Annotated in this window: 24 protein-coding genes and 1 pseudogene; 12 read left to right on the top strand and 13 right to left on the bottom strand. The window is 41.9% G+C overall.

Annotation, left to right across the window (positions count from 1 at the left end; all coding sequences use genetic code 11):
* Nucleotides 1-111 precede the first annotated feature (111 nt).
* The 4 genes from R7E29_RS11380 to deoD all read right to left on the bottom strand — a co-directional run bounded on the left by R7E29_RS11380 (nt 112) and on the right by deoD (nt 5,580).
* Complete coding sequence (locus R7E29_RS11380) at nt 112-1,695, bottom strand: GGDEF domain-containing protein (protein ID WP_213906635.1); 1,584 nt, start codon at nt 1,693-1,695, stop codon at nt 112-114.
* Nucleotides 1,679-3,163, bottom strand: a complete 1,485-nt coding sequence (locus tag R7E29_RS11375) for a hypothetical protein (RefSeq protein WP_053303858.1) — start codon at nt 3,161-3,163, stop codon at nt 1,679-1,681. Before R7E29_RS11375 ends, R7E29_RS11380 begins: the two co-directional genes overlap by 17 nt.
* 166 nt (nt 3,164-3,329) lie before the next feature.
* The gene (locus tag R7E29_RS11370) at nt 3,330-4,799 is read right to left on the bottom strand and encodes a lactate dehydrogenase (RefSeq protein ID WP_017635476.1); all 1,470 of its coding nucleotides are present in this window, start codon (nt 4,797-4,799) and stop codon (nt 3,330-3,332) included.
* Between the two features lie 70 nt (nt 4,800-4,869).
* The gene (deoD, locus tag R7E29_RS11365) at nt 4,870-5,580 is read right to left on the bottom strand and encodes a purine-nucleoside phosphorylase (RefSeq protein ID WP_005375140.1); all 711 of its coding nucleotides are present in this window, start codon (nt 5,578-5,580) and stop codon (nt 4,870-4,872) included.
* Between the two features lie 398 nt (nt 5,581-5,978).
* Here deoD and R7E29_RS11360 point away from each other — a divergent pair, with 398 nt between their 5' ends.
* The 5 genes from R7E29_RS11360 to R7E29_RS11340 all read left to right on the top strand — a co-directional run bounded on the left by R7E29_RS11360 (nt 5,979) and on the right by R7E29_RS11340 (nt 11,454).
* Nucleotides 5,979-6,929, top strand: coding sequence for a YbgA family protein (locus R7E29_RS11360; RefSeq protein ID WP_054576610.1), 951 nt, complete (start codon nt 5,979-5,981; stop codon nt 6,927-6,929).
* Nucleotides 6,919-7,719 (top strand): MerR family transcriptional regulator, encoded by an 801-nt coding sequence (locus R7E29_RS11355; RefSeq protein ID WP_033906723.1) that lies wholly within the window; start codon nt 6,919-6,921, stop codon nt 7,717-7,719. Before R7E29_RS11360 ends, R7E29_RS11355 begins: the two co-directional genes overlap by 11 nt.
* Before the next feature lie 22 nt (nt 7,720-7,741).
* On the top strand, nt 7,742-9,157 hold the full coding sequence (phrB, locus tag R7E29_RS11350) for a deoxyribodipyrimidine photo-lyase (protein WP_005383934.1): 1,416 nt from the start codon (nt 7,742-7,744) through the stop codon (nt 9,155-9,157).
* Nucleotides 9,158-9,163: 6 nt separating this feature from the next.
* The gene (locus R7E29_RS11345; protein WP_005375144.1) at nt 9,164-10,090 is read left to right on the top strand and encodes a L,D-transpeptidase family protein; all 927 of its coding nucleotides are present in this window, start codon (nt 9,164-9,166) and stop codon (nt 10,088-10,090) included.
* Between the two features lie 419 nt (nt 10,091-10,509).
* On the top strand, nt 10,510-11,454 hold the full coding sequence (locus R7E29_RS11340; RefSeq protein ID WP_318082649.1) for a hypothetical protein: 945 nt from the start codon (nt 10,510-10,512) through the stop codon (nt 11,452-11,454).
* A gap of 130 nt (nt 11,455-11,584) precedes the next feature.
* On the opposite strand, the gene R7E29_RS11335 is transcribed toward R7E29_RS11340, so the two are convergent.
* From R7E29_RS11335 to R7E29_RS11320, 4 genes are all read right to left on the bottom strand, one after another.
* On the bottom strand, nt 11,585-12,628 hold the full coding sequence (locus tag R7E29_RS11335; RefSeq protein ID WP_318082648.1) for a tyrosine-type recombinase/integrase: 1,044 nt from the start codon (nt 12,626-12,628) through the stop codon (nt 11,585-11,587).
* 1 nt (nt 12,629) lies between these two features.
* Nucleotides 12,630-14,807, bottom strand: coding sequence for a DEAD/DEAH box helicase (locus R7E29_RS11330; RefSeq protein WP_318082647.1), 2,178 nt, complete (start codon nt 14,805-14,807; stop codon nt 12,630-12,632).
* Nucleotides 14,792-16,519, bottom strand: coding sequence for a dsDNA nuclease domain-containing protein (locus R7E29_RS11325; RefSeq protein WP_258430749.1), 1,728 nt, complete (start codon nt 16,517-16,519; stop codon nt 14,792-14,794). Before R7E29_RS11325 ends, R7E29_RS11330 begins: the two co-directional genes overlap by 16 nt.
* A 140-nt stretch (nt 16,520-16,659) precedes the next feature.
* Nucleotides 16,660-17,265, bottom strand: coding sequence for a phage repressor protein CI (locus R7E29_RS11320; protein WP_258430747.1), 606 nt, complete (start codon nt 17,263-17,265; stop codon nt 16,660-16,662).
* Between the two features lie 204 nt (nt 17,266-17,469).
* Between R7E29_RS11320 and R7E29_RS11315 the strand changes: the two genes are divergently transcribed.
* The 6 genes and pseudogenes from R7E29_RS11315 (at nt 17,470) to R7E29_RS11290 (ending at nt 21,417) form a co-directional block, all read left to right on the top strand.
* Complete coding sequence (locus tag R7E29_RS11315) at nt 17,470-17,670, top strand: hypothetical protein (RefSeq protein WP_053321709.1); 201 nt, start codon at nt 17,470-17,472, stop codon at nt 17,668-17,670.
* A 152-nt stretch (nt 17,671-17,822) separates the two neighbouring features.
* A complete protein-coding gene (locus R7E29_RS11310; protein WP_258430744.1) occupies nt 17,823-18,362 on the top strand; it encodes a phage regulatory CII family protein in 540 nt (179 codons plus the stop codon).
* A gap of 9 nt (nt 18,363-18,371) precedes the next feature.
* Entirely contained in the window at nt 18,372-18,707 is a 336-nt protein-coding gene (locus R7E29_RS11305; RefSeq protein WP_258430742.1) for a hypothetical protein, read from the top strand.
* A 62-nt stretch (nt 18,708-18,769) separates the two neighbouring features.
* Nucleotides 18,770-19,072: a hypothetical protein gene (locus R7E29_RS11300; RefSeq protein ID WP_318082646.1), complete on the top strand. Its 303-nt coding sequence runs from the start codon at nt 18,770-18,772 to the stop codon at nt 19,070-19,072.
* Nucleotides 19,054-19,281: pseudogene (locus R7E29_RS11295) on the top strand (hypothetical protein). Before R7E29_RS11300 ends, R7E29_RS11295 begins: the two are co-directional and overlap by 19 nt.
* A gap of 54 nt (nt 19,282-19,335) precedes the next feature.
* Entirely contained in the window at nt 19,336-21,417 is a 2,082-nt protein-coding gene (locus R7E29_RS11290; protein ID WP_318082645.1) for a hypothetical protein, read from the top strand.
* Nucleotides 21,418-21,977: 560 nt separating this feature from the next.
* On the opposite strand, the gene R7E29_RS11285 is transcribed toward R7E29_RS11290, so the two are convergent.
* From R7E29_RS11285 to R7E29_RS11275, 3 genes are read right to left on the bottom strand one after another with little or no spacing between them, the layout of a single operon-like run.
* Nucleotides 21,978-22,373: a protein-export chaperone SecB gene (locus R7E29_RS11285; protein ID WP_258637821.1), complete on the bottom strand. Its 396-nt coding sequence runs from the start codon at nt 22,371-22,373 to the stop codon at nt 21,978-21,980.
* 6 nt (nt 22,374-22,379) lie between these two features.
* Nucleotides 22,380-22,823 carry a hypothetical protein gene (locus tag R7E29_RS11280; RefSeq protein WP_258637819.1) on the bottom strand — a complete coding sequence of 148 codons (444 nt, stop codon included), beginning with the start codon at nt 22,821-22,823 and terminating at the stop codon, nt 22,380-22,382.
* A 5-nt stretch (nt 22,824-22,828) separates the two neighbouring features.
* Complete coding sequence (locus R7E29_RS11275; RefSeq protein ID WP_318082644.1) at nt 22,829-23,458, bottom strand: hypothetical protein; 630 nt, start codon at nt 23,456-23,458, stop codon at nt 22,829-22,831.
* A gap of 1,065 nt (nt 23,459-24,523) precedes the next feature.
* Between R7E29_RS11275 and R7E29_RS11270 the strand changes: the two genes are divergently transcribed.
* Nucleotides 24,524-24,742: a hypothetical protein gene (locus tag R7E29_RS11270; RefSeq protein ID WP_258637816.1), complete on the top strand. Its 219-nt coding sequence runs from the start codon at nt 24,524-24,526 to the stop codon at nt 24,740-24,742.
* Here R7E29_RS11270 and R7E29_RS11265 read toward each other — a convergent pair.
* Both R7E29_RS11265 and R7E29_RS11260 read right to left on the bottom strand, forming a co-directional pair.
* Entirely contained in the window at nt 24,737-24,988 is a 252-nt protein-coding gene (locus R7E29_RS11265) for an ogr/Delta-like zinc finger family protein (RefSeq protein WP_258637815.1), read from the bottom strand. The genes R7E29_RS11270 and R7E29_RS11265 overlap by 6 nt on opposite strands.
* A 65-nt stretch (nt 24,989-25,053) precedes the next feature.
* A complete protein-coding gene (locus R7E29_RS11260; protein WP_318082643.1) occupies nt 25,054-26,085 on the bottom strand; it encodes a phage portal protein in 1,032 nt (343 codons plus the stop codon).
* Nucleotides 26,086-26,197 lie beyond the last annotated feature (112 nt).

Below are 26,197 nucleotides of genomic sequence, written 5' to 3'. Positions count from 1 at the left end.
TTTATTGGCAGTTAAGGTGTTGCTGAGTACTTATTTAAACAAGCAGTGAAGTGATATAGGAAGGATAAGTAAAAAGTATACTAAAGCCCCAGGTGTCAACCGGGGCATGGTTTAAAGTTCGGTACAGACTTGGTTTCTGCCATTGGCTTTGGCGCGATAAAGAGCTTTGTCTGCACGATAAAAAGTTCGCTGAGTATTCTCGCCTTCTCGATGCAAGGTAATCCCTATGGATACGGTCAGCCCCCGCTCACCAAGAATATCGTCCCAACCATATTGATAAATCCGTTCACGATAATTCTCGGCATGCATTTCTGCGCGTTCCAGTTGGGTATTCTCAAGGATCACGAGGAACTCTTCACCACCAAATCGTACGCACGATGCGCCTTTAAATCTGAAGTAGGACGCCAGTTCCTGTGACACACTTTTGATCGCTTTGTCGCCCACCAAGTGGCTTAGTTCGTCATTGATGGATTTGAAGTGATCGATATCGATGACAATCAATGCAAATGCAGTATCGTGCAGAAGTAGATCTTTTAGTTTAACTTCTAACCAGCGTCTGTTGTGTAAAGACGTAAGTGGATCGGTAAAGACGTCCTGCTGTAGCTGAGCAACAGTATTTTTATGCTGCTTGGTGGTTTCTTTTAGTTCTTTGTTTTCTAGCTCTGACAAAATGAGTTTGAGTTGTAACTCAAAGCGTGAAAGTCGGCGTAGTTGAGCAGACCCTAACTCACCGATCGGAATATGTTTTACAAGATCAGATTCGATTCTATGCGCTTTTTTTTCACAATTTAATGCTTCTTGATACAACCCTTGAGAGGCGTAAACTTGACTCATCGCGTTATAAAAATGCTGAGTAACGATAGGAGATAGCTGCTTTTGAATCCTTTTACTGATGGAGTCCAACGTTAAATTAGCTAAAGAGGTGTGCCCTACACCGTTTAGACAATACGCAGTCTCAATTTTGACCATCGTAGATAACCAGTATGTCGTGGCACTACCCGTTGTATACTGAACATTCGAAATAGCCAGCAACGCACTGGGGTAGTCTTCTTGCAGACGATGTAATTTGGCTCGGTAGAGGTGAATTTGTGCGGCGAGGTTTTTATCACTGACGAGAATGCTCAGTTCTTCACATTCACTCAATAGCTCTTTGGCGTCTGCGGTACGGTTCAAGCTGATATAACAGGCAAGCATGTACAGCTTGTAACGAAGGCGTAGGGATCGACTGCCAATAGCGTGATCGATAGCATCTATTTTTTGATAATAACGTAATGCACGTTGGTGATCCCCATAGGCATCGCACAAATTACCCATTCCAATAATGGCCAATACGTACTCATCAATATAGCCGTACTCGACGGCGATATTGGTTGAAGCAACATACTCGGTTAATGCCGCATTGTAGTCACCTACTTCAACTAAACGCTCACTCAAGCTTGCTTTCACAGAAAGAATATCTTCTACATCTTCTGGTAAAACAAGCAACTCAAGCGCTTGTTTCAATTCACTAATGCTGTCGTTGAGCTGTTTGATCTCTCTTCGATACTCGGCGCTAATGATATAGCAATGCGCTTTCTCTCGGTTTGTTGACGCAATATGTAACCCTATGTGTTCCCATAGCGTAATCGCTTCTTCACCTGAAACGGAAGAAGGATCGATACCTGCGTCAGTCACCTTGCTAAGCAGTTGTTCCATTCTTCATTACCTCAATATAACTTTCTTCGAGCTGTTCTAACGTGAATGGGAAGGTCAGGATATCTTGCAAATACAGTATCGGTTTCGGGCCTTTGATTCCGCGTCGCTTCCATGGATAGATGTCTAACATCGCTTGGACAGTGCGGTAGACCTCTTCTGCTGCTTGACCTTTTTCTGCAATTAACATTGCTAGCCTGTTACTGGAAATTCTCGAGATGAGGTCGCTGGAGGTTGTCAATGCATGAACGAGCTCGGTACAAACATCGAGAACTTCGGGGTTTGAATGCTGAATCATAATGATGGCGTGGTTAGAGCGTTTGAGCTCCGTTTTAAACAAAACTAACTGTTCCCACCAGTAGGTCTCAGAAACGACATTAGAGAACTGTTTTTCAGGGTCGTATTCGTGTTGAGAGCGAATATGATTGATCAGCTTACGTGCTCGCTGCTCTAGTTGGCGCTTAGAGCCTCTTGCTTTATCCATGCTGATTCGATGAGTTTGTTCTTTGAGCATTTTGAGTGCGTGCTTACGGTATTTCTTGAACGCGTTAAACGCAGACTCAAAGTCACCTTGTTCTTCAGCGACTCGTGATTGTTGGAAGCAAATTTGGCTGAGTAGCTCACCGTGGTCGAAACTGAGTGCAGACTCTTCTGCTGCAAGTAGCAACTTGGCAGCGCTGTCTGTATTTTGGCGCAAAAGCTCAAGTCTTGCTCGGCTAATAAAAGAGTGTGCTTTCATCCAAACGAGGTCATGCTCAATGGCAAGCTGGTGGGCTTTTTGGGTGGCTTCTTCGGCCGCATCAAGGCGTTCTAGTCCAAGCAGTGCTAACCCTTTAAAGTCCCAGATCTCGGCTTGCCACGTACTATCATCATGATCTTTTAATACTTCGGTTGCTCCATCCAGTACCGTAAGCATCTCGACAAACTTATTTAGTAAGTAATAGTCCCAAGCTAATAGGATGCGCGCTTTGCCTTCTAACCAAGCAATACGAACATTGTTTGCCACTTTAACGGCTAACTCATGAGTTGAAGCGGCAAGTTGGTGTTCATTAGTGATGCGCCATACATTACCAAGCCCAATTAGAGATTCGATTTGAATTTCAACATCATCAACAAGAGCAGATTGTTCGAGCGCATTAATCCAATATTGTTGCGCGGAATAATACTTTGCTTGGCCCCAATATTGGAGTGCAAAAAGATGGAGAATTTCCGGGAGATGATCGTCGGTTTCAAGCTGTGTTTGTTTGCTGTAAGCGTCTTTGACGAGTTTTAAGCCTTGTCGGTAATCCATTAGGCACCAACAGCATTGCGCCATGATGAGTAAGGCTTTGATCTCTCCGTCCACAAATAAAATTTGTTCCGCGCGGATAAGATATTGCTGCGCAACATTAAAGGTATGTTTAGGGGCCGATTTTATTTGGCCTTTAAGCTTAGTGAGATCATCTTCTAGCTGAATTTGGTTTTTATCCAACGTTCACATCCATGACTATCGAACTGGAAATCACACCTAATATTAAGTGGTTAGATGCATGTTTCTTTACCAAAGCGATGCGGATAACGTTTTGGTAAACGATCAGGGGCCGTAATGTATACCGTTACAACCCCTAATTACTACATCTAAATTACCAATAGAATAGCTACGATAGGAGCTGTTTGATTGTCAAAGGTGCATCAGAGACTTCTAACCTTTGTGCAGCGGTAAGACCTTGTTTATCCTGATAGCACAAATTATGCCAAGCTCTGAATATATCTAAAAGAGGTAAAATACCAGCAGGTCGTAATTTGCGACGTGGCTCGTTAATGAAGCTTTCGAAAAGAATCTGAAAGCGGTTTTGATAAAACTTCACATGACGAGTTGTCGCAACGTTAAACCATTTTTCAGGCTCATTTTGATCGCCAGCGAGGTAGCAAATGCCTTTGTGGTTTTCGTTTTGACTAGAGATTGCCCAGCGATCGCGCCACCAACTCATATAGGCGATATCGACTTTGCCAAAGGGAGTACTCATGTCCCAACTAGCGTCCTCTTCTACGTACATCAAGTCGACACTTTTCTCTTTAATGCGAGGTAAACAAACGCTCAGTGCAGCCGAACGTAGTAGGGGATCTTGAGGCATGTATAGAGATACACGTTTGTTTGGGCAGCACATATCAAGTACGTGCAAATAGTGTGCATATGAGGTGTATGGTGGACGGACTAATGCCCCTTTTGAAGGGTAATGAAATACAGATAGATTACCAAGAGGGTCTTCTACGTTACCGCGAGCCAAAATTGTTTGGTATTTTTGGTCAATTCGCTCTCTGAGGTGATGAGAAGGTTCCGCAAGCGGCTCACTTGCTTCCGCTACGTACTCCTGGGAAACAAAACGAGACACCTCATCGTAAGGATTATGATCGAGAGTTGCGATTGGCTCTTCATCAGCGGAATAATTGACGTGCTGGCAAAGAATATAGCCAGAATGCGCTTCGCCAGAAACAATCCAATACACACCATTATTGCTGTTCGGTTGCAATGCAATATAGTTTGAGGCCAATTCATAATGCGTTGCGTGGTTTACCCAGCGCGCATCAATGGTTGCCAGCTTGCGGCGGCAGCGGCTAGCTATATGGTCAACATGATCGTAAAAGGTTTTTGGGTTAATACTAAGCTTGCGGCAGATTTCTCGTACGGAATATCCCGTAAACAATAAACCCATCAAGTTCTCTTGAAATTGAAGCTTCTTGTTGGCACCAGACCACTTGTCGACAAAGGTACATTGACACACTTTACAGCGGTAACGTTGGCGATCGCCACTGTAACCGAAAGCGTGATAGAGGTGTTTGTGAGTGTGGACAGAAAGTCCAAAGTTGTCGCAATCATCATTACGGCAAGCAGGCAACCCGTCACTGTGGACGTGCCGCAGGCGATGAAGTTCGTTCACGACATCGCGATTATTAAGTAAGGGGGGGAAAGCTCCACATTCACGGCATACCATCGCCGGACGCTTAGGGTTCGCATGTTGCAGAACGTAACGCTTTGCATCACTCAATCCAAAGTTGTCACACGCCAATGTTTTACAAAAGTTGAGTTGTAACCCATCTGCGTCTTTTGGCAGTTCGCCGTTAGACACAATCGCCCCCTCGGGATAATTCGGGCAGCCAGCATAACTCTGGCTGCAAATTATTACTTACTATTTGTTCTTAGATGTTGATTGCAGTTTCTAGTGCAACTTTCATCATGTCGTTGAACGACTTCTGACGCTCTTCTGAGCTTAGTTTTTCACCACGGATGATGTGGTCAGAAACTGTCAGGATAGTCAGTGCTTTCGCGCCTAGGTCAGCTGCTACGCCGTAGATACCAGCCGCTTCCATGTCTACACCTAGGATGCCTAGTTTTTCCATCTTCTCGAAGATGTCTGCTTCTGGTGTGTAGAACAGGTCAGCAGAGAATACGTTACCTACTTTTACAGGCACTTCCTGAGCGCGCGCTTGGTTAACTGCTTCTTCTAGAAGACCGTAATCAGCGATTGCTGCGAAATCGTGGTTGTTGAAACGGATACGGTTAACTTTAGAGTCTGTAGAAGCACCCATACCGATAACAACGTCCATTAGTTTCACGTCGTCACGTACTGCACCACAGCTACCCACACGGATAACGTTTTTCACGCCGTATTCAGCGATTAGCTCGTGTACGTAGATACAGCAAGACGGGATACCCATGCCGTGGCCCATTACAGAAACTTTTTTGCCTTTGTAAGTGCCAGTAAAGCCGAACATGTTGCGAACGTCACAAACTTGTTTCACATCTTCTAGGAACGTTTCAGCGATGTATTTAGCGCGCAACGGGTCGCCTGGCATTAGAACTGTTTCAGCGAAATCACCTGGTTGTGCGTTAATGTGTGGGGTTGCCATAAGTGCTCTCCAAAGTTTTGTTTTGATAAAACGCCTCTATTATAGAACGCTATTACCAATTCTGTTGAACTTGTTCGTTTTCGTTGAGGCAATAATATCGGGACGTACAGTGGCCCCTTGAGAGCTTAGTCACAAAAACCACGCATTTAGAAACTGCAACTACTATTGATAACCAAATCTGTTGAAATCAAAAGAGCAATCGATTTGCTTTTGAGCAGTTTGTCGATTGCGCGCACAAATTCTTTGTTTTTGGGCCAAACTTTTTTCTGACAGCTGGTTGATCGAAATACTTTCGAGTGAAGTAAAACGATTAAATTGTACAACTTATTTTCTTGTACAATCTGGAAAGGCTTGCTATAAGTTATACAACAAAACTTTTTGTATAGGGATGCGTCATCATGGAATCTTCGATCAAAGTAGGTATCAGTTCGTGTGTTTTGGGTGAACGAGTGCGTTTTGACTCTGGTCATAAGGTGAGCAACTTTGTGACTAAAGAGCTTAGCCCGTATTTTGACTTTATTTCGGTATGCCCTGAAGTCGGCGTAGGTATGCCAGTACCCCGTCCAACCATTCGTCTTGTTTCTAATGAAGAGCGTGTTGCATTGGTTGAAACCAAAAATCCAGAAAATGATCATACCGACAATATGCTCACTTACTCGGCCAATAAAGTAGATGAACTTCAAAGCGAGCAGCTTTGTGGTTACATCGTTTGTGCCAAGTCACCAACTTGTGGCATGGAGCGAGTCAAGGTTTACAGCAAGAACAGTGCTGCGAAAGAAGGTGTTGGCTTGTATACACAAACATTGATGCAAAAAATGCCTTGGTTGCCTGTTGAAGAGGATGGCAGACTTAACGACCCTGTATTGAAAGAAAATTTTATTACTCGAGTATTTTGTCTAAATGACTTTTACGACTCGATGGATGGTGAGCCTACTCGTGGCAAAATCATCGACTTTCATTCGCGCTACAAACTGACGTTAATGGCACACCACCCACAGTCATACCGATCCCTTGGCCGCTTAGTTGCCGATGTCGCTAATTATGAAATTGAAGACTTTTACCAAGAGTATCGTTTAGGACTTATGAAGGCGTTAACGAATCGGGCTAGCCGCAAAAACAACACAAATGTGTTGATGCATTTACAAGGGTACTTCAAACGCTCACTAACTAAAGAAGAAAAAGAAGAGTTAGCGACAGTGATTCACGACTACCGTATCGGAATGCTACCTCTGCTAGCACCACTTACATTGATTAAGCATTACTTAAATACTTACCCAGACGAGTATTTAGCAAAACAGAAGTTTTTAGAACCGTATCCGCAGGAGATGAGATTACGCTATGGTTTGTAGTTCAGAAGAAAAACTATACGCGATCCGAGATGTCGCAGAAATCACGGGTGTAAAACCAGTTACGCTGAGAGCTTGGCAACGAAGATACAACTTGATCCAGCCTCAGCGAACTGAAAAAGGACACAGACTTTATCGCCAGCAAGATCTCGATACGATTCGCGAAGTCCAGAGCTGGCTCGCGAAGGGGATTTCGATTGGTAAAGTGAAGGGGCTGCTAGGAAAAAGCGCCGATGTCGAAGTCAAAAACGAGGTTCGCACACTCGAAGAAGTTGAAAACATGCTGCTTGCGCTGTCTACCCTGAATCGAGGAAAAGCAGAGAGTTTACTTGCCTCTGTTCTTAAAGAGTATCCACTAAAACTCGTTATTGATCAGTTTATTAGCCCAGTATTTGATGCGCTAGACATGGTGAAAGGATCGCTGCGATCTTTACAAGTAGGGTTATTTCAGACTTGTTTGATCACTCGACTTGCCCTTGTTATCGATTCTGAAAACAAAGCCGCTTCCAAAGGAAAGTGTCTGCTCATTAGCTTTGAACAAAACAGAGAGTCTGAGAGTTGGATTCAAGCAGCGAAGCTTTGCGAACAAGGGTATCACACGACTTTGATCGATAAGGTTGATGATGTTTCTGGTCTACTAGATCACGAGGTTGTTGAAAATGGTTCGTTTATCTACCTTTTCTCCAACAAAGCGCTAGCTGCTAAACAAGTAGCGTCCATCAAAATGCTTCACGCACAGTTAGGTGATCGGATGGGGTGCTCTGAAGTGATAGAGAAATTACACCTAACTTAGTAGACAAAAGATAGGAGCTACCATGATTTTAGTATGGTTTCGACGTGACTTGCGTACGTTAGACCACACGGCACTCAAAGCGGCATTGGATTCAGGTCAGCCTGTCGTCGCTTGCTTTATCGCGACGCCAGAGCAGTGGCGGGAGCATCACATGGCGCCGATGCAGGCAGACCTCATTGCTCGTCGCTTAGCTTGTCTTAACGAGGAGCTTGAAAGCCTTAATATTCCCTTTTTGTACAAAGAGGTGCCGTCGTTTTCCGATTGTACAGATGTGATTAGTGGGTGGGCGGAAACACTTGAAGCCACGTCTGTCATGGCAAACATTCACTATGAGGTGAACGAACGAGAGCTCGATACACAAGTAAGTGAAGCGTTAGCTTCTCACGATATCGAATTTGAACTGTTTCATGACAAATGTGTGCACGCGCCAACGACGGTTCTTAATAAGCAAGGCGAATATTTTAAGGTGTTTACGCCATTCAAGCGTGCTTGGTTAACGCAGTTCCATATGCCGACGGTAGTAAAACCTCACGAGCAAGCGCCACTCAATAAAAAGGTACTCGAACAATTAGAGTCGGCTCGATTTAATTCAAGCTTCACATTTAGCTATCCTCGAGAATCCAGTGAAGACTGGCTGGCTTCGACTAATGATATTTTGAAGCAGCTTAGGGAATTTGCACGGGAGCGCAGTGACGCGTATCAAAGCGAGCGAGACTTTCCAGCTATTGATGGCACTAGCCAACTGTCTCCATACCTTGCGATTGGCGCGCTATCACCAAGGCAGTGTATTGCTCGTTTGTATGCTGAAAATCAACAAAATGACCTTACAGAAGGGAAAGCAACTTGGTTAAGTGAGATCATTTGGCGTGAGTTTTATCAGCACCTATTGGTTTTCGAACCAAAACTCGTCAAAGGCAAAGGATTTATCGATTGGGAGGATAAAATCCAGTGGTCCTATGATGAGAAAGCCTTTGAGCGATGGAAGACAGGAACAACAGGATACCCAATCGTTGATGCAGCAATGCGTCAGCTCAATCAAACAGGCTGGATGCACAACCGATTACGTATGATTGTCGCGAGCTTTCTTACCAAGGACTTACATATTGATTGGCGATGGGGAGAAGCGTACTTCATGAGTAAGCTGGTGGACGGCGATTTTGCAGCGAACAATGGTGGCTGGCAATGGTCTGCTTCTACGGGTTGTGACGGGCAGCCATACTTTCGTATTTTCAACCCGATAAGCCAAGGCGAAAAGTTCGATGCTAATGGTGAATTTGTGCGCCACTGGGTACCAGAAATCAAAAGTGTACCGAACAAATACATCCATAAACCTTGGACTTGGGAGGGCTTTTCTTTACTGGAATATCACAAGCCGATGGTTGATCACAAGACAGAAAGAGAGATAACCTTACAGCTCTTTAAAAGTGCCAAGGAATAGAGTGAAATGCTTAGCAAAAAGCGATCAATGAGTTTCGCAAAACGTACCCTGCTATCTGTGTCGTTATCTTTAGTGAGTGGTCTATCATTCGCTAAGATGTACGAATTACCAGAGGATGGAAGCCGTTTAATTGGTCGCCTTGAAAACCACGTCGTTCAAGAAGGCGAAACCATGGCAAATATCGCTAAGCTCTACGATGTGGGTATGCTAGGTTTAATGGCCGCAAACAAAGGAGTGGATCCCTTCTTACCAGAAGAGGGGCATGTTCTTACTATTCCGACACAGCTAATCCTCCCAGACGTACCTTATAAAGGTATCGTTATTAATCTAGCCGAGCTGCGCTTATATTACTTTCCGAAAGGAGAGAATATTGTCCATGTATTTCCTGTCGGAATTGGCCGAATAGGGCGCGATACCCCAGTAATGACAACGCGTATCAGCCAAAAACGACCGAACCCTACATGGACTCCTCCAGCCTCTATTCGTGCCGAGTACAAAGCAAAGGGCATTGACCTACCAGCCGTTGTTCCTGCGGGGCCTGATAATCCACTTGGTATGTTTGCATTGCGTTTAGCTTACGGGAATGGCGAATACCTAATTCATGGTACCAACAAGGACTTTGGGATTGGTATGCGAGTCAGCGCGGGTTGTATTCGTATGGACCCAAGTGACATTGAGTGGTTATTTGACAAGGTTCGTAACGGCGAAGACGTTAACATCATTAACCAGCCTATCAAAATGACACTTGAGCCTGACAGAAGTGTGTTCTTAGAAGCACATGAGCCTTTAACTCGTAGTAATGGCGAGAAAGATGAACTGAAAGTGCCGAAAGAGTTAAAGTGGTGGTTGGATGAATTCGGTATGAAAAACGTGAAGGCTAAAGCAGCAATCGCTGCACAGAATGGGGTTCCTATCGAAATAACCGCGCCTTAACGGGCGTTAAGACGCGGTATTAAATCTTACTTAGTGTAATGCATAGCTATTACCGCAACCCAGTAAAATCAATAGTTTCTTAGCTATTTCAATGCTTTAAAAACCACCCGCTTTATCAATACTATTCAATAATCACCAGTATTGAGAAAATTTGCCGCCATTTTGTCGCCACTTATGATAGGTTGGGACCCGATGAATAGGACTGTTCATTAAAGAAATTCCTTTTAATTCAGAATATTCTAATTTAATTATATTCACTAAGTTTAGCTTAGAAAACAACACAAACAAATTCATGGTGTTGCATATTTTCTACATCCTGTATATTGCTTTAGTTTAAATCGACGTCTATATAATACTACTCATGATATGTGCGCTTGTGCATATTATTGTCTGATGGTAATTAACATATGGACTGAATTATGAACATACAAACTAAAGGATTGACACTCAAAGAAGCAGGCTTTTTTGATGATTTGACGTCGATTGTTGGTGAAGAATTTATTTCAACAAAAAATGCAGCTAAATCATTAATGTTGAAAGATCATTTACTGTCCTCTAGCTCTTCGTTGGTTGACTTTCTAAATCAACCCCATGACCAATATGTACCTGGTTCAAATCCAAGTACATATACTTCGTTTGATTCGGAAGAAGCGATAAAAGAAGGTCAAGAGGGAGTCCAGAAATACCAATCTATTTCTGAACCTACGCAGCAAGAAATCGAAGAAATGGCCGCTGTTTTTCAAGCCTACCCATCTCAAGCAGTATCAACATTACTTAACGCCGCACGTGTTGAGTCTGGATGGGACCCAATTTCTGGTGATAGTGAAGACAGTGCTAAAGGATTTGCAAATTATACACAGATTGTTTCTAGCATATCGCTTTTCGAAATTGTAACCGTTGATTCAAAAGAATTGCATTATGAAGAAAAGAATTATAAGGACCTTATTACTAAAGCAACGGCAGCGGTCTCAAGTATTTTTACTGGTGATCCAGACAAAATAACTTCTGCATTAACCGACCTTGCAGTAGCTTGTACAAGTCAATCAAATACTAAAAATACAGCTACAACATTTGCACAAAATGAAATAACTACTGAAAGTGTAGGTAGAGACGTATGGTACTCGCTAGGTTATACATGGATGCAAATGGAATACAGCGAAAATAGTGGAAAAAGTGCTCCAGCTAATGAGTTTAAGTCTGCAACAAAAGTAGTCGGAGCCAAGTTCAAGTTTTCTTCTTTATTGTTAACTAAACCAATGGCAGAAAAGTTAGCCCGTTTACAATATGGAGTTTGTTCCCTGGATGAGTTTAATAAATCGATAACAACACCAATTGCACCACAGTCCAAAACTTGTCTCCGATAAGATAACCAACTTAATTTGCTCCCGAGTAACTAAGTGTTGCTCGGGAGCAAATTAAGATTGTTATCTGAAACAACTTTAGTTGACCACTACAAATATAATGAATCTTCTAAGAAGTTAACTAGAAGTGAAGTTATAATCCCAGTTTAGAAATAGGGTTTAACTCAGCCGCTTGTATCAGGTGATCGGGTGAAAAATGGGCATAGCGCATGGTCATTTTGATATCACTGTGACCAAGGATTTTCTGCAAGACGAGAATATTTCCTCCGGCCTCCATAAATCGACTTGCGAAGGTATGACGAAACACGTGGGTGTTCTGACCATCCGGTAAGTCTGGAAATGTCCGATTTACGATATAGGCAATGCCATGAAGGCAGCTTTTAAACAACCTATCCTTTTCTCCCGTTCGTTCAAACTCCATCAGCTCGTTATAAAGCCTCTCTGTAATCGGCACAGTACGGTTCTTTTTGCTTTTGGTGTCAATAAATGTGATTTTGTACTTCGTAACTTGTGGAAGACGAAGGTTAATAGCTTCTGAAATTCGTGCTCCTGTTGATAAGCAAATTTTGCAAACGAGCTCGTACTCTTTTGCTCGATTGCTTTTACTGATCCTATCGAAGAGCATGGTAATGTCCTCATTAGAGAAGAAGCCCATTTCGGATTCAGTAACAGGGATCGACTTAACGCTTGTAAGTGGGTTTGGTTGATTCCACTCTCCAAGAGAAATGAGTTCATTAAAAACAGCTCGCAGATATCTCAAATCGAGATTGTTGGTGGGCGCAGATATCAATTTTCCGGTATCAGCCGCAATATGTCTATGCTTCACTTTTCTGCTAGACCGCCAGTGAACAAAGTCTTTTGCAGTGAACTTAACTGCAAAAGGGTTACCCAATTCTTCAACTATTGTGCATAGTCGAGGGTAAACTTTTTGAGCGGATTTTAGATGTTGGCCGTGAAGTTTGTACCAAAGTTCGACTAAGTCTTGAAGTGTACGCAGGTCCTTTTTGTCACCAAGCCAAGGCTTGTCTTCGACTTCTTTCATAGTGAATTTTTCAAAAGCAAGTGCCTCGCCTTTAGTTGCGAACCGCTTACGAATGCGTTTACCACTCCTTCCTTGCGGGTAACACTCGCAGAGCCAGGGCTTTTTGTTTCCGTCCTTTAAGTTTCGTACAGTCATGTTAGATAATTGCTTGTTCAATAAACATGTGATCAACAGAATTAAGCTGTTTAAAATGCCTTCTATACATGCGCAAGTAACGAACCAACGTATCAATATCTGTACTTTTTAAGCGTTCAGAAACTAGTTTTTCCAAAGTTTCGATAGGTATCCCCATTTCCTCTAACGCAGAGAATGAAGAAGGAAGGTGACTATTTTCGAACACATGTACAAGCCAGCCTAAGTTAGATTTGAAGTCAGCTTCTAAGAGCTTTAGACGGTCGTTAAGAAGATCTTCTAGTAGTGAAAGCGCTCTAGCTACAGCATGTTTGAATATGTTGCGTACTATAGTTAGCTCTTTGTCCGTCTCATCTGAGCGTATTTCACTACTTTCCACCGATAAATATAACCTATCAATTTGATTATGAATGTACTTAGTATGATTGGCAGAGTATATGTAGCGACCCAGTCTTTTATATAGTTCGTCATTGTCTTCATAATGAAGTTGTTGCCTCATAAGTACCCGGCTTTCTACGGTCTTGATGAAATCTGTTAACAGCTTCAATTGAAATCGTTTAGGTTTGGTTACGTTAGCTATAGCTTTGAGTTCTAAAATGGAGAGTCTAGATACTAAGTCATATGCTTGTTCTAATGTTTCTACGCTATAGTTTGAGTGCTTTTTAACTATGTCCATAGGGACACTGGATTGACTAGCAAATTGAGTTAAATTCCACTGGCTTCGCTCTGAAAGATGATCTGGCTGTATCCCTGCTAGTAAGTTGATCGGAGATTCATCATCCTGCTTACCTAAGGGCAAAGTTACTACATGTGGTTCTGGATCTAGTAAAGTCTCTAAGCAAAAAACATTACCTACTAAATATCTACCCATTCTTCCGGCACGGCCTGAAATATTTTTGTGTGTGAAGTTATCAATTTTAGGGGTTCCGTTCCGGTTATCGTAAATAATAATATTCTGAGCCGATGTGTTAACGCCTTCAATCATTGTAGACGTGCAAACTAAGTATTTGATTTCTCCGTTATTAAAAAGCTCAACGTTTTTTTGTTGGATAGCACGAGGTAAGGCCCCATGATGAATACCGATACCAGAAGATAAAGCTTTGGTACAGCCCCAGTCTGCGCCATAGTTTTTCTTCAACCACTTATAGTATTTCTTTACCGAAGAGTCGGCAGTCGCGAGAAAATTGTTGTTTTGTATGCTTTCAAGTGAGACTAAATAACGAATTGTTTTCGTAATTGAACTCGAGGATTTACAGTAAATCATCGTTTGCCCAACGTAGGTGTCAATTATTTTTCCAAGCTGTTCGTTTTTATTCTGCAGATCGTTTGCTCCGATATCATATTTATGGATATTGAGTGCAACAGTTTTAAAGTCGGAGGGAATAAATGTGAACGCACGCTTCAATGAACTCAAGCCTTCAATGGCATCTATGTATGGGCCTATCATGTAAAACTGTTTTGACACCGTCAGTAGTTTGCTTAAAGCGATGTTCAACGCAAAGGCTCTAGGTCTTGATAATTCATCCTTAACATCAGCGAGCTTGTAAAACTCATCAATTATAAAAAAGTCAATATTTTTTAAATCCTCACGCTCATTCACACGTTCCTGCGTGAAGATATAAATTACTTTTTCTTTTCGCTTAACTTGAGAGCCATGATGAATAATTTGGTACTCATTTCCAAATCGTTGTTGAATACGCCTTCTTGTTTCATCTATTAGAGCTATTGTCGGCACAACAATAACAATACTATTGAATTTCTTGCTCGCAATTAAAGCATCGACAATTGCACTTTTACCCATACTAGTTGGGGCGCTTAGGACTACATTTTTGCCGGATAAAAGTAAATTGAAAACTCTAGCTTGCATTGAATGGAATATGAAGTCATCGTCGAAATTACTTTTATAAACATCTAACGCTAGTTCTTCTTCTAATGATAGATTTGAACCATACTTCTTTAGGTAGGGGTATAACCCTGCAGTTCTTATTAGCTCTTGAAGTAGTATAGCTTGTTGATCAAACAAAGGTAGTGAGTCCAGTGCCCGAATAATTAACTCTTGTCCTATTGAATTCAAATCAGGGGAAGATAAGCAATCATTAGCCTTTTTTAGGTAGGAAAACGCACTTAGTTTATTACTTTGAACGTCTTCTAAGCATAATTGTGGGTCTAAAGTGTAGTCCATTGTGATTTAACCTGTGTTTCTACCGTAGATATCAGTGATTTTAATGATGGTATAGGGTAAAGATATGCTTCTATGTGCAAGTCTGCGTAAAAATCATCTGATTCGATTAGTTTGTCTACTAAAGTTTTAAATTGCTCAGTCGCCTCTAAGATGAGATTGTTTTTAAAGTCTTCTGGCATATTTTTAGAGTTGCACTCGAGGTGCTCGGATTCGTAGCCAATGAAAAACACGAATCTAAATCGATCGAGGTTATTATCTAAGGATTGATTAGCCGCAAGAACTTCATTGATATCATGCTCTAATAAATAGTTATCTTTCTTTGCAATGAGAATTTTTTCTTTTTGGCTTGAAAAAGCGCTCGATGTTAACAAGTCATCAAATTCATTGACTATACTTTCAATAAATTTACCATCTTGAACGCTTACTAAACGGCTGAAACCCATGAGCAATGTATCAGGCTCGTGAACGTTTAATATGATATGAATATTATCGAAGCGGGTATTATTACCATCGTCGACATGCAGGCTGGCAGCTATAGGCTGAGATTTGTACTTAGTTCTGATTACTGAGTGTAGTAACGCTTTAGCAATCAAATTATTTATGAATAAGGCTTCTTTTTTGTAGCGTAAAGCAAGCGTCCTAAAGTTTGCGGTGACTTTTTCTGGGCTATGATCTGCAATTTCGCTCGGAAGCAATAGTACCTCGTGAAACCAGTCATAAAGGTTGTTAGCGATAGCTTCGTAGTTATACCGTTTTCTGTGGTACTCACCTGCAACACCAACTAATGCTTTCTCTCCTTCAACCCCTTTTGCTCCGTAGATGTCTTTGTTGCTAAAAAACTCGGAAAGGATAGCCTGTAAACATGAGTTATTAGTCGGATAAACTTTTACGTGTTGTTTGCTGAGGTTTGTGTAATGCTCTATTTCAGCATCAAACCATGGTAAGAAATCCTTCCTGTGATAGGTTTTAGTGGTTACGGAGTTTAAAATTCTTGATGCTTTAGCTTTGTTAAAAAGAGCATGTAATAGGGAGCACAGAATTCTTTCGGGATCGCCGTTAGCGCTTAAGTAAATTCCTTTTCTATGGGCGCACTGCAAAATAAGTTTAGTGCAGCGGTGCTCTAGAAGCTCTTGGGAGCTTACAACTTCCCACTCAGCGTTTTGAACCCAATATTCCACTCCGTTTCCATTTGGAGAAATAAAAGGAGGTTTTTTCCGTGGTCTGTGTCGTTCAATAAGAGAATTTAAGTGCTTAGTTAGATTACCCTTTAGGGCTTCTTTCTCATTCCTTGTAGCTAATGGAGTTCTGAGGTATTTTAGGGCACCAGTCACTTCTCTATCTGTAATTATTTTAAACTGGCTGGGTTTTTTACCTTTGTCGCATAAAATTGATTTATGCAAGATAGAATCTTCTAGGCTGACAGTTTGCACAACACGTTGAGGTTTTACTGGAGCAACTTTCTTAGTCGTTGCTTCAGCCAAATCCTTGAGCGACCAATTTGAATCACTGGTAGTTGTCTTGACTTGAATGTACACCGTTTTGTTTTTGAATATTAAATCGATATCATCAACAACTTCGCAACGCACAGACTGTAGAGTCTTGTCCTCAAGCATAGTTAAAACATAATATGCAGCAGCAACGTTTTGATATGTAAAGCCTTTTAGAGCTCCGGGTCCACCACTATCGGATAGCTCCATTTCGGTCAAACTCATTGATAACCCTTAATTCTATAAAAACATGACAACCTATGGCATAGCTACTAATGGGTATGCAATTTGTTGCAATTATTGGTATAGATGCCCTAAATTGTAGGGCATTGTAATATTAGTCTTATGTAATAAAGCTAAATTTATTACTTCTTCTTCATTTCCACAGACACGCGCCCAATTACTTTTATATCTTCTTCAGATACTTCGATAGTTGATGTGTCAAACGCGATTACTAACTTTTTACCTGGTAAGCGTTGTAGATAGTTAATTGATAAAACTCCGTCAATATCCAACAAGTAGTCACCGGATGCAGGCTGAGACTCTGCTTTGTTTACATATAAGTGACGTCCATTCTGCTCGATAATAATTAGATTTTCTTTTACAAGACCAAACTCATTTAGCGTCGAAAAACCGAGTTCAACAGTTCCCATTTGTTCGAGTTTGCCGTTAACGATTGAAAACTTTTCAATGCTGTTAGTTGCTGATGGTGTCTCGCTTTTGGGGAATGGCTCGCCTTGACCTAGCGCTAAGTAACGCACAGAAGCGCCTGATGCTAAGTGTTCTCGAACAATTAATTCGAAGCCAGTTCGATTATGAGTGTGCCAAGTAAAAAATGTCGATTTAGGAACGCCGTAGTGATCTGCTACTAAGTCAAATGTAGAACAACCTGTCACTTCCTTAAGTTTTTCCGTGAAATCTCTGCCTTTTAAATAGTCAAAAGCGGGGACTTTTGCAGGAATTTTGCTCATTTCGATATTCACTCATTCTTTTAGCGCACAGTTAGTGCGTTCCTGATCACATTTGTGGTAATTAAATATCGCTTTTAACAAACTAAGTCGAATTTAAAAGTTGACCAACTCGTATTTGCGATCAAGAATGTGTCATAAACGATTTGATGCTGTCATGTGCTACCAATAAGCATCAACAAATCTCAAACAAGTAGGATACCACTTATGGCAAGTATTCAAATAGCGGTTGATGCACCTTTTTGTACTAAAAAAGAGTTTCTTCGTCGTACTGGTTGGTCTGGTTCATCATTAGACCGAGCTATTGCTGCCGGCGAAATCCCAATTCTAGAGAAGAAGGGAGAGCGTGGCAGTGTTTTGATTAACCTTGTAAAGGTCTACCAGCGCGCAGCGGAGCAACAAGTATGAGCTTTTCTGTCCTACTTAAAGTCAAGATTACCTCGCAAGATGCTATGAGTAAGTCTTGGGAAGACAAATACCCAAACAAATGTCCACTTTGGTTCAATCTTATCGGTTGGTTATTTGTTTGCTCTCCTTGTTTGTTCATTTGAGTATTTATCATGTATGTAAATAACTCAATGTGCGTATTGCGTGAACGCAAACAACAAGCTTTTGATGCTGCTTGCTGTGATTTTGTTGTCAATCACGATGTTGAAGCAATTGCCCGAAAGTTAGAACTAAACGGCACAATGCTTCGCAACATGCTGAACCCAAACCAACCGCACGTGCTTAAACCAGTTGTACTTGCTTCTATTAGCCGTGTTTCTGGTGATTACTCAATCGTAAATACGCTGTTTTCAAACGATGGCGTTGTCACGATTCCGCTACCAAAAGCAGAAACAGACCTGAATCTGCTCGAGCGCGTCTTACAGCTCAGCACTCATTCCGGTGAGCTTTCTAGCGATGCGTTGGCAATGTGCACCGCAGAGCGTTTACCGCGATCTCGCAAGCGCAAAACCCTCGCCAAAGCTCAAGCGGCGCTAGGTAACTTGGTTTTGCTTATAAATGACCTTGAAAACCGCACCACAGGTTTACAGCCGTTAATGCAAATGGGGACTGATTTCCTTGCCAACGGTGCCCCACTTCCAGGATTAGTTTAAGGAGTAATAATGAGTCAGTTAGCTATTCAACAAGAACAACAAAAGCAAACACCCAAAGCCAGTGAGAGCATTGCCGCTTGTAAAGCATTGTTCAATGGTTCCGTTACTCGCGGCAAGTTGAAAAAATTGTGGGACGCTATGCCACCACGTTTTCGCGGTATGGTTTTAGTCGCCGGTGATCTGAAAGCCTCGGAGCACGTGCGAGAGTTTGAAAGCTTCAACGATTTGGAACTCCAAAAAATCCGAAGCGGCATGCAACAGATTAAAGAAATCGCGACGTTGTTCGATCGCAATCTTGGTGACGTTCGACGCCTCAAGCATTACCAATTCAGTAGTACGCATTAATTATCCAAGCCTTTGCTCCTGTAATAGGGGGCTTTTTTCGTCTTAGCGTAGGAGCATAAAAGATGAATCTAAATGAAGTTGCAAACAAACTCGCTATCCAAACAACCATTAATAGTCTGTTCGTTTTGGCGTTGGATAGCTCAGACGTTATCAGTATTCGTATCGAGTACTCATCAAAAATGAGCCTTCTCAACGTGATTGTGTTTGATGAGAACACGACTAACCACGCCCACAACGTTGTGTTGATTGATAAAGAGTGTGCGCTTGAAGAACTACTGAACATTGAAGATTACCTGATTGAACGCGTTGCCGTTCGTCGCGATGAGAAAGAGCTGGAGCCTGTCTTATGCAATATGCCGCAATAATGCTTTGCCCATCTGGCGGTGTTATCCGCCATGAAGATACGTAAGAAGTTGCCAATGTAATAGTTGGTGATTTCGACTCATTAGACCAAGCCATCGAACAAGCGTGTGTTTCCCTCAGTTGTACTCATCTAAGCAAAGGTGTATTGAGCAAAGGCAATATGAAAGGTGGTTTCATGATAGTGACAACTCAAGACTTGGTGGCGGTATGACGCACCAAAAGTTTACCGTTTTCTCGGTAGGTAAAGACAAACTACGGATAGATTATGAATCAATCTGATCTTCTATATATCGGCGGGGCAGTGATGCCCTTGGACCGAATCAAAAATAATGACGCCAGCTATAATGCTGGTTTTTTAGGTTCCAAAATTTACTCAGACCAAGAACAAGCACTTCTAGATAGTGGAATAGTCAAAAAAATAGCGATATATGATCGCGTTCCCAACCGAAAATCTAAGCGCGAACGAGATCTTCAAGAGCGAACTGACTTCTATAAATCTGTAAATTATCTCTCGGAACACGACCGCGAAGCGGCGGCGAGAATCGCCGAAGAGTATAGGCTAGTCAAAGGGCGCAAAAGTCCGACAGAGAAATTTCGCCACAGAAAAGACAAGCAAATTAAGCAGTTGATGAGTCTGAGCAAGTCTCTACGCCCTAAAAGTATCATCAGCAATACCGACACCAACTTTAGCCATGATGCTTTGTATGAAACGAACGAGCGCTCCAAACCTGCCATCCTCAATCAGAATGGAAAACGAGGACAAGGCGAACCTAAAAAGATTCCTATTTCAATGCAGCTAATGCACCGATCTTGGAATGAAACTTATAAGTTTCAGGCGGTAACCGAAACGCCATCTAGTGCTGCGCCTTCGGAAAACAGTGGTGAGAGGTTCTCGGAAAAGCTGACGTCCCGTTCTGTTTCTAAAATATTTGAGGCAGGGGCTTACACTGCAGCTTGTCATGGTGGTTTCTCTACTTTTCTCACGCTGACTTTCACCAAGGCACAACGAATGGCCATATTCGGTGGAATGTTGGATGGAAGTGAGTGTGTCAGCATGGGGTCGCATCATCCAATAATCTATAAGCGCAACATGGTGACAGTACATCCTAAGCGTGGTGAAAAGAAAATTGACCAACCAATCACGGATATTGGTGGAGAATACTGGCTGTTTCCAACCTTAGACAGTAAGCGTGTTAAAGCTATGAACCAGGGCAGTGTCATAGCCGGGCCGTATTGCGATCTCAAACAAAAGCCCAAGCAAGAGTTCTCGATGGAAAAAACCTTAGAGACAACGATAGGTAAAGAAGTCTCTCGTTTTCTTGATGGCGCAAAGAAAATGTATCAACGCGGCTGGGTTGCGGATCATACCATCCAAGTTGACAAAGATAGTGGACGAAAGTACTGCGACTTATCTCAGGAGAAAGTTGCTAAACATGTTCAGCCCAGCGATGTTGGCCCGACTAACTTGCCTGCTGATTTCCATTACATATGGGTAGCCGAGTGTCCAGCCAATGAAGATGGAGAGCCTAATCCGCACGTTCATATTTTGCTACGTTGGACGGTACCAGAGCATCTCTTTAGTCCTTGGGCTAAGCGACTTGAAAAAATATGGGGGCATGGATTTGCGAAATTAGAGCGAATCAAAAAGCCAAAAGCCGCCGGCTCCTACATTATCAAGGCTGTTGGCTATGCCGCGAAAGGTGAAAATGCTGATCAAGGGCTAATCAAGGGAAATAGATACAATATTGCGAAGTGCTCAAGAGCTCCTGCTTGGGAAGCTCTTGCTTCGTTTGAAGCAGGCAATATGACCGCAATAATTAAGGAGTTGGGCTACAAACTTGAGCAATGGAAAAAGCCAATTAAACGACAAATCAGAAAGCTACGAAATGCCAAAGAGCAAACAATCAAAGCTAAAGCGATTGCCAAAAAGCAGCAGAAACCAGAGGAATATCAAAACAAGCTTTACCAGAGAATCATCCGTTTGGAGAAGCAGGCCGAAAAGCTAAGTCAGAGCCTGCATAGCAGGGGAGTGCACGTGAATACGAGCAATCGCTTCTGCATTACGTTTGAAGGAGAACTGGCTAAGGATAAAGTAGACAAGTTTATGGTTTGGGCTGCTGGTGCAAGAGGGTGGTCATTGAATTGTAGAGGTCTGGACCTGAGCGATATAAAACAAGACGCGAGCCACTTCTATCAATCTGAATATCAACGATTTAAAGAGAATCAGTCCTATTGGCAATCACTATTACATGAACCTAGACCATACATGGAAGTCGATGAAAGTGAGCATTGCTATTGGAATAGTGTCACTGCAGATTATCTCGAAGGGCGGCTTTTACCATGTTGAATTAGGAGGGATTGTGCAGAAATCTAAAAACCGAATTCTAGATGAATGCTACTAAAACAAGAATCATGTTGTTGGTTTTGAAGCATAGCTAACAGAAGAAGAGCCGGTAACAAAAATACGGATTGAAGAGTCAGAATGCCCGAATCAACCATACAACAGTGAAACAAACAAAGCGGCTCGAAAGCGTAAGCTGAATGAGTTAATGGATAAGATAGTTCGAACTTATGGAAATATTCGTGGATGACACTGTGTATGTGTATCAAATAATCTCGGAGTTCTGTCAATAAGTGTACGCACGTTCGTTCAATATATAACGCGAGTAGGTTACAACTCAGTATCAAGGTTAATAGACCCAGCCGGAAATGACTGAAAAAGCCACCGGATTATGACGACTCGGCAGTAAATGCCTTTATCAACGGCAGCAATTCGAAGTTACTAGATGGTTCAAAAAACCAGAACCGCCCAGAGGAGATAGACTAGTTCTGCACAGTTCGTCACCCAGCCAGAGGATAAGGGTGAAGAACATATGCAGCCTGACTTAGACCTATTTTGGAAAGTATTTATTCAACGTCAGAATGATATAATTCTTCAAAGTCAATAATCGGCAGAACCGCAGGTTCATAACCTGCGTTTAACAAGAAAGTACTAACAAATGACCGAACATATGGAAAGGCAATAATTGGGGCTCTTACTTTAGGAACTTCAGAAAACTTAAAGTCGTCATCTATACTGTCCTCAGTAGAGAACTCTGCTCTGAAATCCAATGTTAAGATTTTCCCCTCCTGAAGCACCATGCTAAGCTTAAATAGGATTAAAAAAGTATGCGGGTCTTCATTCGAGAAAGCACTAGCTAATTGAAATTCAAGTATAGCCCCAACATCCTCTGATTCTTTATCACCTTCAAAGTCTTCAAGGGTAAGATTTGTTATCTGAGTTGATTCTAATTTTAGGTTCATATTTACTTAAATCACCTGCTTCATACGACTAGGAAGTATATTTTCCGGCTTTTCCCACACAAAATCTCGGTTCTCCAATCGTTCTCCCTGACCTATAGAAGGTTGGTGCAAGTAATCAAGCCCATGGGCTAAGCTATCCACTTGAAGAGCATTAGAAAACTCAACCCTAGCCTTGTCTAATGGATCGCATCGGACAATCATATGGTCCACTAGATCTAACTCAGGCGATAGCGTTGATGATTTTAATGCTATTACACTTGACTCTAGAGCATTATTGAACAACACATGATACTCATTTAGTTCATAGTGACTACGATCATCTCCATGTAAGAATTCAACAATTGATGGACCACCTTCACCGTGTGATTTCAGATTTTGAAATATTTCATCTTCTGTTAGCGTGTCCAGATAAGAATCCAATAACGCTAATTTTTCATCAATGTTTAGCATAGCAATTATTCCTTAAAAGTCTTATCAAAGTTATCTTTGAACTCTTTAGGGTGCTCAAATCCAACAATTTCAATACAGTCTCTTGCTTCTTCAAAAATACACATTTGTTGGGGGGTAATTAGTGGCAATTTTAGTCCGTGGTACTTTGGAAGAACGAAGCGCATTTCGTATTTATGTTTCCGATTATCGACAGCTTTGACACCTTTATACGGAAACATACCTTCAGTTCTACCAAGTTTATTTATCCGCCTGAGCTCACCTATAACTTCCCGAACAGTGACTTGACTCAACTTTTCATGTCCAAGCCTTGTGATAAATCTATTGGCTAATTTCAGGAAATCTTCTTGGTCTTTAACGTTACCTACAAGATCCAGTAAATCTTGTGAGTTGTAACCTGCAGCTAATTTGATACTGAACTTACCTATTGCCTTTTTGTCACTACCTCTTTTGACTCCTTTTGGAGTCCAAGATGAAGCATAGTAAGGAGAATCAGTCCAAAAATAGTAACCTTGAGTTAACCACTGATCCTCTCCGTTCCCACTGAGAAAAGGAGCATCCTTCTTAATGCTTTCGTACCCTCCTTCAAGAGAGCATGTGTGAAAGCCTATATGATCAATAAGCGGTAAGTCTGACATTGGATATGTATAATGATTTTGATAGTTCTGAAAGGTACGCTACCGCCCTTGGTTCACGTTACCAAAGTACGTTTATTGGGACTCAGCGTGTTCGCTCTCACAGTGATAATCGTAGCAGCACTATGAGTAATGGGCACGAATAGTATCCTTTTTATGCCCCCAACACCACACAAAATTACCATACTAGAACACTTTGTAAACACTTATATGTGCTTATTGAAGCTTATTGACGAGCCCTTGCACCTGCCATAACCTATTAATGCATTGGCAAAATCTAGGTTGGGATTAGCACACCGTTCTGATTTCTCGAGGTGCATAGGTGCCAGCGTCTGCCGGTTTTTTATGTATTGCTTCGGCACACCTGCACATGGTAAAAATGGCCAACCAGCTTAGTTCAAACTTTTTTGCACTTCCGCGGTTTTCTGGCAACCACCTTTCAAATCACACTTACCCAAATTTTTACGACTCTATTGGATACCGGATCATTCTCAAAGTTGTAGATATAAAATTCACCGCATATTTAGAATCAAATTCGATGTAAGGCCAAGAGGTGTCAAACTCTCAGACTCTTTTGAAACGGGTCGTGGTGGTAAAAGGCAAGCGTAACCAAATTTCTTATCAATTGGATCGCAGTTCGTTGACAGTAACGTATCGCCAAAGCTCTAGCCAAGTACGGGGCAGGTGTCCGTTTTAATTAGATATTTGCACTAGTGAAAATTAGCTTTTTAACTATACTTTAGTTGGGGTCATGCTCTAAAGTTTATGGGTTTACAGGCTATTGACAGTGTTTAGCCAAATCTCAACTATGAAAATACCTTCCTTCGTTCTCCTTTCTCACTCATTTTTATTAAGCATTATTGCGCCTTTTTCAAATCGTAGCCGAGATTAGCTCTATTCATTTTGAGACGTATATAGTGGCAAGGAACGGGCTGTTTGATCGAACAATGTGAAACCGACGTTCTTAAAAAAGGAAAATGACATATGAGTGAAACAGGTCTAAGAATATAACTAGAAACCTGTACACATATACAGTATTATTCTGGTGTCACTGGTAAAGGTATTGATATGTCTAAAGAAAAACAGTTGTTTCAATCCGCTCTGGATATAATCATTGATGGGGTAGCCGTCAGTGCTGTGGGGGAGGGAAGAGAGGAAGCTGGGCGAGTTTTATTAGAGGGAATATTACCGCGGTTTTCTCACTTATTGGATGACGAAAAAATAAAAGCCATCCAGTCGATAATTGGGATGGCTGATGAGGCAGAGAGTCCTACTTTTAAGTTATAGAATCGAAAGCTGCTGTTTTAACTCTTCTCTATGTTCTGGTGCTAAAGTCTTAACAATATTAAAAGTTAACTGCGAAGTGGTTTTAGCGCTAGGGCTAAGAGTATGACTATAAGACAAGTTCATCACAAAACTATGCCCGCATTCTGGGTCACTACAACTGCAATATAAATCGGCATGACTATTGGATAGTCGATTGGATTTTTGAATTCGGCTTTTACAACCACACTCTGGACACAATACTCTCATACAAGCACCTAACTTATTGACTGACCAAATAATGATACGTCAAAGGGCTGTGTTTTTGTACAGGTTTATGGGCTTTCTCCAAACGTAGTATCAAATTTTAAATGTAGATTTTTGATATTTTTTATCTCGGGATCGTTGTTAACTTCATCCATAATTAGTTCGCATACGGGGATGATTTCGTCTTTGGCATACTCACTGCCAATTTTGACGGGGTCACCCAGATTAGTCGTTCCTTGGGGAATGATTCCTGCTTTTCCTATAGGGAAGCGATGCCCTACGAGAATGTCTTGCGCAGTGATGTTTTTGATTCGCTCAAATTCATCTTTTGTCGCTATATCGCCCACCGGGATTAGCTGAATCCCTTTTTCTGCACCGCCTGGAATATTAACAAACATACTTCTAAAGTTACCCACCCCTTTGGAGCTCGCGATTTTTTCCTTCAGCATTTGTTCGTCGTCATCACTAAGGTTTGGATCCGTGGCGTAAAAAATGAATCCCATGTGTGCACCGTTCTTGTAATAGCGACGACGAAATAGCGTTGCATCACGGTTTAGTAAGCTACTTTGTAAACTACCTAGATAGTCAGGTAATCCATAAACTTGTTGCTGCAGATCTTCTTGAGGCAAAAAAATGATGTCATTCTCTTTGTATACTCGTTGCTTGTTGTCTCGCTCTAGCAAAACGAAGTCCCCATTTTTACGTCTACGTAGATACATGGTCGGTAGAGGAAACAAGCGCACAACACGCTTGAAGTGGTCGCGGATTTTTAAAAATGCGGCATCACCAAACGTGAAGTAGTTATTACAAAAAGATTGAATCTGCCGACGTCTTGAACCGCCACCTGAAATAAAACGGGCAGCAACATAATTTGCTCGAGCTTTAAGTAAAGACCCGTGATAGGCGTTTGCACGTGAAGTTTCTGCTAAGCCCTGGCGTGAGATTGGAGGTTCCCAGTAACCATCAGTGTCGTTATAGAAAAGCTCAGAATATGAAGTCATCCAACTCGTTGAGTCAATTGCCTCAGGTGTGGAGTCAAGGTGATAAACCGATTCCACATGTTGCTCCTGTTGTACTAGTTTGTCTTTTTGATTGTTCATGCTGCAGTCGCCCAGGTTGATTTCGTTGGTGTGTCGTGGTCTAGCGGCTCATTGATAATGGCGTGTGAAATGGCCCAAAACGCATCAGCGTGGCCTGTTGTTTCACTTCGCT

It is taken from the genome of Vibrio sp. Vb1729 (genome assembly GCF_033338655.1).
Classification (GTDB): Bacteria; Pseudomonadota; Gammaproteobacteria; order Enterobacterales; family Vibrionaceae; genus Vibrio; species Vibrio alginolyticus.
The sequence above is the reverse complement of the archived record's forward strand: the minus strand, read 5'-3'. Positions and strand labels throughout refer to the sequence as shown.